The organism is Serratia sp. OLAL2 (genome assembly GCF_002752475.1).
In the GTDB taxonomy this organism is placed as follows: Bacteria; Pseudomonadota; Gammaproteobacteria; order Enterobacterales; family Enterobacteriaceae; genus Serratia; species Serratia bockelmannii.
This window is the reverse complement of record NZ_MSTL01000018.1, coordinates 613836-625414: the sequence shown is the minus strand read 5'-3', so window position 1 is coordinate 625414 and position 11579 is coordinate 613836. Positions and strand designations below refer to the sequence as shown.

Sequence of the window (11579 nt, the reverse complement as noted above, 5' to 3'; positions counted from 1 at the left end):
CCTGCAGAGATTATTTTAACGCGATGATTAACGGCTGGTCTGGTGGCCGATAATGCCACCCAGCGCCGCGCCGCCGAGGGTACCCAGCGTGCTGCCGTCGGTCAGCACCGCACCGCCGACTGCACCGACGCCCGCGCCGATCGCCGTGTTGCGATCGCGATTGGACATATGCCCACATGCGGTAACGGAAAGCGTTGCCATCACCACCACCAACACACCTGCGGCACGTTTAATATTCATAATGAGTTCCTGGTAAATTGACTGATTAATGGATTAAAAATAATCCGATTAACCTGCCGGTAGAAGTTGGGATGAATGTATTCCTCCGTAAGAAAATCGAACAGGTAAAAATTCTTAATTTTGCGGCGGTGAAAAGCGATTGCTCGCCGAATGTGCGGCCGCCGGTAAAATCGTGGGTCTATACTGGAAAGACGCCTCGCGGGGTGCGGGGCGCACACTCTGGAGGCCGCCATGTCCGATCTCGTTTCCGCATCCGGCAAACCGGTGAAAATCCCCGGCCCGGACCACCCAATCACCTTGACCCGCCATCCGGCGCGGGTTGTCGTGCGTGCAGCCGGTCAGACCCTGGCCGACAGCCGCAACGTGCTCATCCTGCAGGAAGCCACCTATCCGCCGGTGTTTTACTTTCCGCGTGAGGATGTGAATCGGGCGCTGTTGCAGAAAAACGAGCACGTCAGCTACTGCCCTTATAAGGGCGACTGCAGTTATTTCTCCCTTGTGCTTAACGGCGAGCAGGAGGCCAATGTGGCCTGGAGTTATGAAATGCCCTACAACGCCGTGGTAGCGATCAAGGATCATCTGGCATTTTATCCCGATAAAGTGACGGAGATCCGCACAGAAGCGTGAGCCGCCGCCGCCATCGGGCGGGGCAGGTTGACATTCTCATTATCCCTACTCATTATGTGTATTACCGTAAATTGATACGCTTTCCTTATGTTTTAATCCGACATAAACGAAACTCTGAGCAGGTGCCAAGGTGTCTACCTCCACGCGATTTGCCGTTGCCATCCATATTCTGACCAATATCACGCTGTGTCGTGGCCAGACGGTGCGTTCCGAAGACATCGCGCGCAGCGTCAACACGAATCCGACGGTAGTACGGCGCATCCTCGGCGCGCTGGCGGAGGCCGGGCTGACCTATTCACAGATGGGACAAGGCGGTGGGGCGCTGCTGGCGCGGCCGGCGGAAACGATCTCGCTGCTGGACGTGTATCGCGCGGTAGAGGATCAACCGTATTTCATGCTGCACCGTACCCGGCCTAACGATGCGTGCTATATCGGCCACGCCATAACCCCGGTGCTGGAGCAAGAATTTGCACGCGTCGGTCACGCGCTGGAAGCCAGCCTGGCGCAAACCAGCATCGCCGAAATGGCCGGGCAGGTCGAACGGTGCGCAGGCTATCCTTTTGTCCCTTGTTCACCGCAATATCAAGCGGATACGCAATAAAAAACCACGCAAATTCTCGCTACGCGCAGAGCATTTTTTGCATTGCGTTAATGTAATTGTGTAAGTTACATTAGCTCGCATCAAGTGTGATGTAGCTCACGTTTTAGACTGCCTCCCCACGATAATCGATCGATTGGCCGGAAACCTTTTCTTCCGGCGTAGATTCGCTGTGCTTATAAACCAGGAGAGAACGATGTTAGAAATGATTGAAAGCTTGGCCACCGTGGTGGTCCTGGTGCCGGTAATGGTGGCCGTCTTGCTCGGCGCGATTTACGGCCTGGGTGAAGTGTTCAACGTCTTTTCCGCTATCGGCAGAAAAAATAACGGCTGAATTTGAACGTCAGGGGACGCAACGCCCCCTGACGGAGGCTTACAATACCGTCGCCAGGAAGTTGCGCGTCCTCTCATGTCCCGGCGCATCCAGAACCTGCTGCACGCTGCCCGTTTCTACCACCTTTCCCTGATCCATAAAGACAATCTGGTCGGCCACTTCGCGTGCGAAGCCGATTTCGTGCGTGACCACCACCATGGTCATGCCCGAATGCGCCAAGTCTTTCATCACCTGCAGCACTTCGCCAACCAATTCAGGATCGAGGGCGGAGGTCGGTTCATCAAACAGCAACACCTGTGGGTTCATTGCCAGCGCGCGGGCGATGGCGACGCGCTGCTGCTGGCCGCCGGACAGTTCACGCGGCCAGGCGTTGATGCGATGTTCCAGCCCGACGCGGGTCAGCAGCTGTTTCGCCCGTTCCTGCACCTCGGCTTTTTTTTCCTTTTTCACCCGCAGCGGCGCGTCGCTGACGTTTTGCAACACGGTGCGGTGTGCAAACAAGTTGAACTGCTGAAATACCATGCCAATGCTTTTACGCTGTTCGGCCACCTCGGCTTCTTTCAGCTCGTACAGATGCCGGCCTTTTTGGCGATAGCCGATCAGCTGTTCGCCAACACGAATGGTGCCGCCGTCCAGCTTTTCCAGGTGGTTGATGCAGCGCAACAGGGTGGATTTGCCGGAGCCGGAAGGGCCGAGGATCACCGTTACCGAACCTGCCGGAATGGTCAGGCTGATGTTTTTCAACACGTCGGTGCCGGAAAAGGATTTCCGCACCCGGTTGATGTGGATAGATGCGCTCATTGTTCACCTCCCTGAGGGGCTTTGCGGTTGAGGAAGAACCGGCCGCTGCGCGTTGCCTGCGTGCCGCGGCCAAAATAGCGCTCCACGTAGTATTGACCAATCGACAGAATCGAAGTCATGGCCAGATACCACAGGGTGGCGACCAGCAGCAGCGGGATGACCTCGTAGGTGCGTTGGTAAATGATCTGCGCCGAATACAGCACGTCCTGCAGGGCAATCACCGACACCACCGCGGTGGTTTTCAACTGCCCGATCACCTCATTGCCCGCCGGCGGCAGGATGGTGCGCATCGCCTGCGGCAATACCACGCGCCACAGGATTTGCCCACGACGGTAGCCCAGTGCTTTGGCGGCTTCCAACTGGCCGCTGCCGACGCTTTGGATGCCTGCACGCACGATCTCCGCCGCATAGGCCGACTGATGCATCACCAGCGCAATCACCGCGGCGCTGAAGGTGCTGATAAGGGTATTGGTCGGTGCGCTGGCGACTTCGCCCAGAAACGGGATCCACAAGCTGATGCGGGGATAAAGCGCGGCGATGTTGTACCACAGGAACAGCTGCACCAGCATCGGCACTGCACGGAAGAACCAGGTGTAGAACCAGCTTACCGCCACCAATACCGGATTGGCCGACAGGCGCATCAGCGCCAGCAGCACGCCGCCGGCGAAGCCGAACACCACCGAAATCACCGTCAGCCTCAGCGTCATGAGCACGCCGTTGAGGATGGACGCCTCGGTAAGATTTTCTGCCACCACCGACCATTCAAAGCGCGGGTTGTGCAGCATGGAATTGACGATAACGCCGACGATCAGCAGCACAACCAGGGCGCTGAGCCAGCGCCCGTAATGCCGGTGGCCAACGATGCTCAGTTCCGCGTCGTCGACAGGGTATTGCCCACTCATTTTGCGATCTCTTCATTGATGCCGGCGGTTTTCACGGCACCAAAACCGATATCCCAGCCGTCGAGGATTTTCTGGTAGCTGCCGTCGGCGATCAGCGAATTTAGCGCCGCCTGCACCGGTTTCACCAGTTCGGAGCCTTTCGGCAGGGCGATGGCCACCGTGGTACCGTCGATGTTGATATCACCGGCCAGCGTCAGCGGTTTGACGTGGGTGGCCTGGTAGCGCAGCCCTTCATACGGGCCGAAAAACATCGGCACGCGGCCGCTGATCACCGCCTGCACCCCGGCCGGACGGTCCGGGAAGATCGGCATGGTGATGGCCGGCTTGCCGGCGGCGACGCATTGATCGCTGGCCTGCTGCAGGCGGGTGATTTGCGAGGTACCTGCGCCGGCGCCGACGGTCTGGCCGCACAGCTGGGCCAGCTCGGTGTAAGGGCCAAGCGCAGCGTCTTTGCGGGCGATCAAGGCCAGTTTGGAAGCGTTGTAATAGCCGACGAAGTCCACCTGCTGGAAGCGCTTTTTGTTGGCGTCAATGTTGGCCAGCGCGACGTCATAACGGCCGGACTTCAGGCCGGGGATGATGTTGTCGAAACCGCCGGTGTCCTTCCAGTGGATCGCCACGCCCAGGCGATCGGCAATTGCGCTCATCACGTCGATTTCACGCCCGGCCAGCGTTTTGTTGTCCGCCTGGTAAAAGGTGGTCGGCGGGGTGTTCGGGTTGGTGCCGGCAACGATATAGCCGGCCTTTTTGATAGCGTCAGGCAGGCTGTCGTGCAGCGCCGGATCGGCGGCAGCTTTCACCGCCGCCTTGAAGGGAACATCGCCTTCAGCGGCATGACCGGCGGCCAACGGCGCCAGCGTGGAGGAAGCCAACAGCAGGGACAGTACGGTGCGTTTGAATGTGTTTTTCATCATGATTTCCCTGCGGATTAAGCCGATTTTACGTTAGCGAAGTTGATTGCCGGTTCCGGCAGGCCCAGGTTTTCACGCAGGGTTGCATGCTGATACTCTTCACGGAACAGGCCACGGCGGCGCAGCTCCGGGATCACCAGCTCGACGAACAGTTCCAGTTGGTTGGGCAACACCGCCGGCATGATGTTGAAGCCGTCTGCGCCTTGCTGTTCCAGCCACAGCTGGAAGTCGTCGGCGATCTCTGCGGCGGTGCCTACCACCACGCGGTGGCCACGCGAACCGGCCGCGACGGCCGCCAGCTCGCGCAGCGTCAGGTTTTCCCGCGCGGCCAGATCGGTCAGCAGTTTCACGCGGCTTTGGCCGCCTTCGGTGGCGCCCACGTTCGGCACCGGGCCGTCCAGCGGGTAATCGCTCAAATCGAAGCCAAAGCGCGCCGACAGCTGCTCAATGCCGTTATCGATATCCACCAGTTGATTCAGCTGATACCAGGTTTCCTGTGCTTCTTCTTTGGTACGGCCGACAATCGGCATCACACCTGGCAGGATCAGCAGGTGGTCCGGGTTGCGGCCGGCGTCGGCCACGTATTTTTTCTGGCTGCGGTAGAAAGCCTGTCCTTCTTCCAGGCTGGCGGCGGCGGTGAACACCACTTCGGCGGTTTCCGCCGCCAGCTGTTGGCCGGCCGGGGAAGAGCCGGCCTCAATGATCACTGGCCGCCCCTGCGGCGAGCGGGAAATATTCAGCGGGCCCTGCACCGAGAAATGCTTGCCCTTATGGTTGGCGGCGTGGATTTTCTCGTCGATAGCGTATACGCCATTTTGCTTATCGCGCACGATGGCGTCTTTTTCCCAGCCGTCCCACAGTTTGTAGCTGGCCTCGAGGAATTCCCGCGCCACTTCATAGCGTTCGGCGTGCGACGGCAGGTCTTCACGACTGAAATTGCGCGCCGCATCGCTGGAGAAAGAGGTCACCACGTTCCAGGCGGCGCGGCCGTGGCTGATATGGTCGATGGAGGCCATGGCGCGTGCCAGATGGAAAGGTTGATCGAAAGTGGTGGAGGCGGTCGCCGCCAGCCCGATATGGCGGGTGTTAACCGCCAGCGCCGCCAGCAGCGTCAGCGGCTCCAGGCGTGACATCGTCGAGGGCAGGCGGTGCACGCTGGTTGCCAACGCGTCACCGACGAAGAACATATCGAAGGTGCCTTCTTCGGCTTTTTTTGCGATCCAGGTGAACCAGTCGATATCGGTCGGTGAACCGCTGGCGCCTTGTGCGCGCCATCCTCCGATGTGGTGTCCCAGCGCCTGAACGAACAGGCCGAGACGGAGTTGGCGCGATGGTGTTGAAGGTGAAGTACTCATAATTATTCCTGTTTTATTATTAATTTAACAATGCAATCAGTCGCGGCAGCGCGCCAGGGGACATGAGGGCGCAGTCGCGGATAACGCTTTCGCCTTCGAGGCCCGGAAGCAGCTGCAGAATGGCGTGCAGCTTGGCGTCGAGGTCTGTCGGCCGGGCGGCGGTTTGCTTTCTTGTGACCATGTCACTTATTTGCCTTCCGTCCTGCAGCGTCAGGGTCAGGCGATGGAAGCGCATCTCCGGATCGAGCGCGTCCGGCGGGGCTGCGGGATCGACATGGCGCTCAACTTTTGCCGCCAGGGCGGCGATAGCCGCATCGACCGGCTGTTCGCCGTAATGCGTCAGCGGGACCTCGCCGTGGTATAGCGCATCGGCTATGACGTATTCGAGGCTAAAGCGCGCTTCCACACCGGTGGCCGGTTGGCGAATATAGGGTGCGGTATCTGCGCCGGGCGGAAAACTGACCTCAACCAGTGCGATCTCCGCAAGGGCGTCGCCTTGTTCCAGCAGCCGCGCGCGCAGGGCGAGCGCCGCCTCGGCCGCGCTGTGAGTGCCACCGCAGGTCGGATACCGCTTGAACTCCAGCCCCGGTTGCAGGATGCGCCAGGGCGTGCCCCAGTCGGCGGTCAGGCATTCCGGTTTTTGCCTGCCGCCGCCGTGGGAAGTCAGCAGGCTGTCCAGCACGCCCTCCGGTTGGCCGATGAAACCGGCCTGAGCCAGCAGGGCGGCATTGACCGCGTTGCGTGCCGCCAGCCCTGCGTGCAGCGGTTTGGCCGCCGAACCGAACTGGCTGCGCAGGCCCGCCGCCTGGGTGGCCGCCAGGCCGAGAGCAATCTGCGTTTGCCGCTGGTCAAGCTGCAGATAACGCGCCACGGCGGCGCAGGCGGCGACCGCGCCCAGGGTGGCGGTGCTGTGAAAACCCTGCACGTAATGTTGCGTGCCAGCGGCCAATCCCAGCCGGCCAGCGGCCTCTACACCGATGACATAGGCGGTTAACAGCTCAGTGACATTGTCACTCTCACCGTTCAGCGCCAGCAGGGCGGAGAGCACTACGGTGCTAGGATGGCCACGCAGCGCAGGATGGTAATCATCGAAGTCCAACGAGTGGCTGACATAGCCATAGCGCAGTGCACGGTTCTCACTGCTGGTCGGCGGAAACGTCGTGCCGATCGCTGCCAGACCGGCATCGCTCAACGCCCCGCGGGCAATCGGCAATGCGCAGGCGAAGTAATCTTTCACGCCGCGGAGAGCGGCTGACAGGGCGGTTTGATCCGGCTGGCTGTTCAATATCAGATGAGCGAATTGGGCGGTTATCGATAATGACAAGGCGTTAACACCTGAATTTATAGATGGTTATGCACGAGTGCGGGGTAAAAGGTATTGTGTGGCGGTTTTCTTTGTCCCGAAAGAACGAACGGCGCTTCTATATCGCTGAATGGAATATCACGACGGCACTGCGCCGCCGTCAGGGCTGCTGGCAGGCGCGGCAGGCTACGCTTTAGCTATTTTTGTGCAAAACAAAGCTGAATTTGTTCTAACACGGTAGAGGACTTAGGCTGAGAAAAGGCGAACGCTCATGATGTCGATAAATGCCCTGAGACGCGGTGTAAGATGTTTGCTTGAAGGCCAGAGGATTTTGAGACTGCCACTGTGTCGGCATTGGTCGCCAAGCACGGGTTGGAGCCGCTGCTGCTCCAGCGCCTCCCGCACCGCGAAATCGGGCAGGCAGGCGATGCCCAGGCCCTGTTCCGCCAGGTAAATCAGCGTATCGACGGTGTTGCATACCGTGCGCTTGCCCAGGCCTTCGTCGAGCAGTTTATCTCCGCCCGCCACCGGCCAGGTCTCGACTTTGCCGGTGGTGGGGAATCTGTATAACAGGCAGGCGTGATCGCGCAGTTCTGCCGGCTGGCGGGGTATTCCCGCCCGGCGCAGATAGTCCGGCGCCGCCACTAGCTGTAGGTGAAACGTGCCCAGTTGGCGGCTCATTAAGCGAGAGTCCTCGGTATCGCCCACGCGGATCACCGCATCGAACCCTTCTTCAATCACCGCGACTCGACGGTCGGAAAAATCGGTTTCCAGCTCAATCTCCGGGTAACGCCGAACAAATTCCGCCAGCACCGGATTCAGCAGGCCGCCCACCAGCGGCAAACTGACACGCAGCTTGCCGCGCGGCGCGCTGTGCGTATCGCTGATTTCCCGTTCCGCCGCCGCCAATTCCTCCAGAATGCGCTGGCAGCGGTGCAGAAACAGCCGGCCTTCGGCGGTCAGGGTCATGCTGCGCGTGCTGCGGTGAAACAGGCGCGTGCCCAGCCGGTTTTCCAGGCGGGCGATGCTTTTCCCCACCGCGGAAGCGGAAATGCCGAGCACGCGCCCGGCCTCAACGAAACTCAGCGTCTCCGCGGTCTGCACAAAGACGCTCACCCCAGACAGATTATCCATTGCTTGCCCCATTACGGACGTGAGTGTCCGCTATGAAAGGAAATCTAGCCTGTTTTTTCGTTAATCGCCACGCCCTATGCTCGGTGGCGACAGCATGGGCTGACTACCTGGGGTAATAAAGATGAATGAATACGGATCCTCCGCCAACGCGATCGACGGCGCGATAGAGAAAGCCTTGCGCGAAAAACGATTGGTTGGCGCGGTCGTTTTAGTAGCGCAGGGCGGTGAGATCGTTTATCGACGCGCGGCGGGCATGGCAGATCGCGAAGCGGGCAAACCGATGGCGTGCAATACGCTGTTCAGGTTGGCTTCGGTGTCCAAACCGATCGTGTCCACGGCGGCGCTGGCGCTGATGGCGCAAGGCGCCGTGCGGTTGGACGATCCCGTTACCCGCTGGCTGCCGGATTTTCGCCCGCGGCTGGCGGACGGCACTGTCCCGTTGTTGACGCTGCGCCATTTGATGACCCACACCGCCGGGTTAAGCTACCGATTTTTCCAGCCGGAAGGGGGATTCTACGCTCAGTCGGCGGTCTCCGACGGTATGGATGACGCGTCCGTCAGCCTGCAGGAAAACATGCGGCGTATTGCCTGCGCCCCTTTGCTGGCTCCGCCCGGCGCGGCGTGGCGCTATTCTATCGCCACCGATGTGTTGGGCGCGGTTATTGAACAGGCGAGCGGCCTGCCGCTGGCGCAGGCAGTAAAAAAATGGGTGACCGGGCCGCTGGCGATGACGGATACCGACTTCCTGGCGGTGGACGCCGCGCGCCTGGCGGCCGCTTACGCCGACCATCCCGGTGGGCCACGCCGCCTGCGCCAACCGGATCGTTTACCGTTCATCGATGGCAGTGCCGGTTTTCTTCTGTCGCCGGCGCGAGCCTTGGATCCGCAGGCTTACGCTTCAGGCGGCGCCGGTATGGTCGGATCGGCCGAGGATTTCCTGCGCTTGCTGGAAGCGTTGCGCCAGGGAGGAAAGCCGGTACTGCCAACCGAGTGGGTGACGGCGCTGACCACCAACCAAATCGGCGATTTAACGATGCCGTTTTGGCCAGGGCGCGGGTTTGGCCTGGGCATCACCGTGCTGAAAGATCCCGTCGCCGCACAAACGCCGGAGTCCGTAGGCAGCTGGCGGATGGGGGGCACCTATGGCCACTCGTGGTTCGTCGATCCTGCCCGACAGCTCAGCGTGGTGGCGTTTACCAACACGGCGCTGGAGGGGATGTCCGGCGCCTTTGTCGGCGAGATTTGTCAGGCGGTTTATGCCGCGACGGGAGCGAGGTGATGGGTCTGATGCCACCGATTTTCTTCCTCGCGCTGGGGCTGTTCGGCGTTTACTGCATCGAGTTCGGCGTGGTGGGCATTTTGCCGCTGATCATTGCACGGTATGGCATCTCCACGGCGCAGGCAGGCTGGCTGGTCGGGATCTTCGCCCTGACCATTGCGCTGCTCGGGCCGCTGTTGGTGCTGTTGGCGTCGCAATTCAATCGCAAACGCATGTTGTTGATCGCGTTGACCGTGTTTGCGGCGGCCAGCGCGCTGTCCGCCCAGGTGGACAGCTTCTCCATGCTCATGCTGCTGCGCATTGTGCCGGCGTTGTTTCATCCGATCTATTTTTCACTGGCCATGGTGGCGGCCGCGGCGCTTTATCCGCCGCATCAAGCTACCAAAGCAACCGCTTATGCGTTCATCGGCACCAGCATGGGCATGGTGCTGGGGATACCGCTGACGCAATGGATCGCCGGACAGTTCAGCTATGAAGCGTCGTTCAGGTTCTGTGCCTGGGTGAACCTTCTGGCGGCGCTGGGATTGCTGTGGCGTTTGCCTGATGCGGCCGTACAGCGCCTCAGCTATGGCAAACAGTTGGCGATACTGCGCAGCGGTACGCTGTGGCTGAATATCACTACCTGCGTGCTGATCTTTGCCGCCATGTTTGCCGTCTATGCTTACGCGGCCGAGTACCTCAGCCGCGAAATCGGTCTCAGCGGCGGCGTCATCGGCTTTCTTCTGGTGGCGTTCGGTGTGGGCGGTGTCGTGGGCAACCTGTTGGCCGGCAGATGGCTGAGCCGCCATCGTGCGGTGACGGTGCTGCTGCATCCGATAGCCTTGATTGCGGCTTATGCGCTGCTGTATCGCTATGGCAGCGTGAATATTGGCTCGATGACGGCGCTTTGCCTGTATTGGGGAGCGGCGCACACCAGCGGTTTGATTGTCACGCAGATTTGGCTGACCTCCGAAGCCCCGCAAGCGCCGGCGTTCGCCACCGGGCTGTATATCGCCTTTATCAATCTGGGCGTGGCGCTGGGCTCGCTGGCGGGCGGCGGGTTTATTACCGCGTGGGGGCTACAGGGCAGCCTGCTGTGCGGAGCCTTGTTCGCCGCGCTGGCGGTGATTACGATCGCCGCCAGGCTGCGGTTGCAGCGGCAGGCTACCGTTGCGTTGCGTCGATCATCGCCATCACCTGCCGGAACATCGCGCTTTCCGCATCCGCCAGCTCGTTGACCAGCGTAAAGTGATTGCAGTGACGGTCGGCCAGCAGCTGGACGTCGAGGCCATGCGCCCGGCAAGCGTCATAATAGGCCTGCGTCTGGTTTTTGAAACCTTGCGTTTCCCGTTGGCCGACGTCGAGCAGGATCTGCGGCGCATGGTCTTTCGCCGGCAGTAAAAACAGCGGGCTGAGGGTTTGCGCCTGCTCGGGCGTCAGGTGCAACCAGTCGTTGATGTAGATATCGCACAGCGGGCGCAGATCGTAGAGGCCGCTCAGCGCCAGCGCGCCTTTGATCGCGTCGGGCGGCAGGCGATAGCGTTGCTGCCAACCGTCGGCGATCAGCATGCCGCACAGGTGACCGCCGGCCGAACTGCCGCTGACGAAAATGCGCGCCGGATCGATGCCGAAGGGTGCCCCGTGATGATAGAGCCAGGCGACGGCGCTGCGCACCTCATGTACGATCTCCGCGAGCGTCGCTTCCGGCGCCAGCGTGTATTCCAGCGTGGCGACCGCCACGCCGCGGCGAGCAAACGCGGCGGCCATCGAACAGGCTTCCTCTTTGCGCTGTGAATGCCAATAGCCGCCATGAATAAAGATCAGCAGCGGGGCGGGTTGTGCGCTGGCCGGGAACAGGTCGAGGCGCTCGGCGGCGCTCATGCCGTAGCGCAGATCGTAAATGCCCGGCGTCTGGGCCTTGGCGCGCTGGGCCAGCGCGGCGTATTCCGCCATGCAGGCGTCAAAATCCTCCACCGAAGCGCGGGCATTGTATTGCACGGCGCGTGCGTTCAGGTCTTCAAACGTCAGATCGATGTTCATGCGTTTCTCCGGATTGTTATGCGTTATGTCTTCATCATCATCGTCCTACAGGCGAAAAGATGTTTGATCGCCGGTG

At 60.7% G+C, this 11579-nt stretch carries 13 protein-coding genes; 5 read left to right on the top strand and 8 right to left on the bottom strand.

Annotated features, from left to right (window positions below; translation table 11 throughout):
• Positions 1-27: 27 nt before the first annotated feature.
• A complete protein-coding gene (gene osmB, locus BVU99_RS16320; protein WP_004940700.1) occupies positions 28-240 on the bottom strand; it encodes an osmotically-inducible lipoprotein OsmB in 213 nt (70 codons plus the stop codon).
• 231 nt (positions 241-471) lie between these two features.
• On the opposite strand from osmB, the gene BVU99_RS16315 reads away from it, so the two are divergent.
• The 3 genes from BVU99_RS16315 (at position 472) to BVU99_RS16305 (ending at position 1799) form a co-directional block, all read left to right on the top strand.
• Positions 472-867, top strand: a complete 396-nt coding sequence (locus BVU99_RS16315) for a DUF427 domain-containing protein (protein ID WP_025302787.1) — start codon at positions 472-474, stop codon at positions 865-867.
• A gap of 130 nt (positions 868-997) precedes the next feature.
• Entirely contained in the window at positions 998-1468 is a 471-nt protein-coding gene (locus tag BVU99_RS16310; RefSeq protein WP_025302788.1) for an Rrf2 family transcriptional regulator, read from the top strand.
• A 193-nt stretch (positions 1469-1661) separates the two neighbouring features.
• A complete protein-coding gene (locus BVU99_RS16305; RefSeq protein ID WP_016927779.1) occupies positions 1662-1799 on the top strand; it encodes an AcrZ family multidrug efflux pump-associated protein in 138 nt (45 codons plus the stop codon).
• Positions 1800-1838: 39 nt separating this feature from the next.
• Here BVU99_RS16305 and BVU99_RS16300 read toward each other — a convergent pair whose 3' ends face one another.
• From BVU99_RS16300 to BVU99_RS16275, 6 genes are all read right to left on the bottom strand, one after another.
• Positions 1839-2600 (bottom strand): amino acid ABC transporter ATP-binding protein, encoded by a 762-nt coding sequence (locus tag BVU99_RS16300; protein WP_025302789.1) that lies wholly within the window; start codon positions 2598-2600, stop codon positions 1839-1841.
• Entirely contained in the window at positions 2597-3502 is a 906-nt protein-coding gene (locus BVU99_RS16295) for an amino acid ABC transporter permease (RefSeq protein ID WP_099816831.1), read from the bottom strand. The genes BVU99_RS16300 and BVU99_RS16295 overlap by 4 nt, the downstream gene beginning before the upstream one ends.
• A complete protein-coding gene (locus BVU99_RS16290; protein ID WP_049204005.1) occupies positions 3499-4413 on the bottom strand; it encodes an ABC transporter substrate-binding protein in 915 nt (304 codons plus the stop codon). Before BVU99_RS16290 ends, BVU99_RS16295 begins: the two co-directional genes overlap by 4 nt.
• A gap of 17 nt (positions 4414-4430) precedes the next feature.
• Complete coding sequence (locus tag BVU99_RS16285; protein ID WP_049204006.1) at positions 4431-5768, bottom strand: LLM class flavin-dependent oxidoreductase; 1338 nt, start codon at positions 5766-5768, stop codon at positions 4431-4433.
• A gap of 19 nt (positions 5769-5787) precedes the next feature.
• Positions 5788-7092: an MmgE/PrpD family protein gene (locus BVU99_RS16280; protein ID WP_099816832.1), complete on the bottom strand. Its 1305-nt coding sequence runs from the start codon at positions 7090-7092 to the stop codon at positions 5788-5790.
• Positions 7093-7317: 225 nt separating this feature from the next.
• Positions 7318-8205 (bottom strand): LysR family transcriptional regulator, encoded by an 888-nt coding sequence (locus tag BVU99_RS16275; protein ID WP_060433031.1) that lies wholly within the window; start codon positions 8203-8205, stop codon positions 7318-7320.
• A 121-nt stretch (positions 8206-8326) separates the two neighbouring features.
• Between BVU99_RS16275 and BVU99_RS16270 the strand changes: the two genes are divergently transcribed.
• Both BVU99_RS16270 and BVU99_RS16265 read left to right on the top strand, forming a co-directional pair.
• Positions 8327-9484, top strand: coding sequence for a serine hydrolase domain-containing protein (locus BVU99_RS16270; RefSeq protein ID WP_049295580.1), 1158 nt, complete (start codon positions 8327-8329; stop codon positions 9482-9484).
• A complete protein-coding gene (locus BVU99_RS16265; protein ID WP_025302796.1) occupies positions 9484-10701 on the top strand; it encodes an MFS transporter in 1218 nt (405 codons plus the stop codon). Before BVU99_RS16270 ends, BVU99_RS16265 begins: the two co-directional genes overlap by 1 nt.
• Here BVU99_RS16265 and BVU99_RS16260 read toward each other — a convergent pair.
• Positions 10628-11503 (bottom strand): alpha/beta hydrolase, encoded by an 876-nt coding sequence (locus BVU99_RS16260; RefSeq protein ID WP_025302797.1) that lies wholly within the window; start codon positions 11501-11503, stop codon positions 10628-10630. The genes BVU99_RS16265 and BVU99_RS16260 overlap by 74 nt on opposite strands.
• Between the last annotated feature and the right edge of the window lie 76 nt (positions 11504-11579).

Excerpts from the sequence above, each read along its gene's own strand:
- BVU99_RS16285 (WP_049204006.1), bottom strand. The coding sequence starts at position 5,768 with ATGAGTACTTCACCTTCAACACCATCGCGCCAACTCCGTCTCGGCCTG.
- BVU99_RS16265 (WP_025302796.1), top strand. The coding sequence starts at position 9,484 with ATGGGTCTGATGCCACCGATTTTCTTCCTCGCGCTGGGGCTGTTCGGC.
- BVU99_RS16290 (WP_049204005.1), bottom strand. The coding sequence starts at position 4,413 with ATGAAAAACACATTCAAACGCACCGTACTGTCCCTGCTGTTGGCTTCC.
- BVU99_RS16275 (WP_060433031.1), bottom strand. The coding sequence starts at position 8,205 with ATGGATAATCTGTCTGGGGTGAGCGTCTTTGTGCAGACCGCGGAGACG.
- osmB (WP_004940700.1), bottom strand. The coding sequence starts at position 240 with ATGAATATTAAACGTGCCGCAGGTGTGTTGGTGGTGGTGATGGCAACG.
- BVU99_RS16270 (WP_049295580.1), top strand. The coding sequence starts at position 8,327 with ATGAATGAATACGGATCCTCCGCCAACGCGATCGACGGCGCGATAGAG.
- BVU99_RS16315 (WP_025302787.1), top strand. The coding sequence starts at position 472 with ATGTCCGATCTCGTTTCCGCATCCGGCAAACCGGTGAAAATCCCCGGC.
- BVU99_RS16305 (WP_016927779.1), top strand. The coding sequence starts at position 1,662 with ATGTTAGAAATGATTGAAAGCTTGGCCACCGTGGTGGTCCTGGTGCCG.
- BVU99_RS16260 (WP_025302797.1), bottom strand. The coding sequence starts at position 11,503 with ATGAACATCGATCTGACGTTTGAAGACCTGAACGCACGCGCCGTGCAA.
- BVU99_RS16295 (WP_099816831.1), bottom strand. The coding sequence starts at position 3,502 with ATGAGTGGGCAATACCCTGTCGACGACGCGGAACTGAGCATCGTTGGC.
- BVU99_RS16300 (WP_025302789.1), bottom strand. The coding sequence starts at position 2,600 with ATGAGCGCATCTATCCACATCAACCGGGTGCGGAAATCCTTTTCCGGC.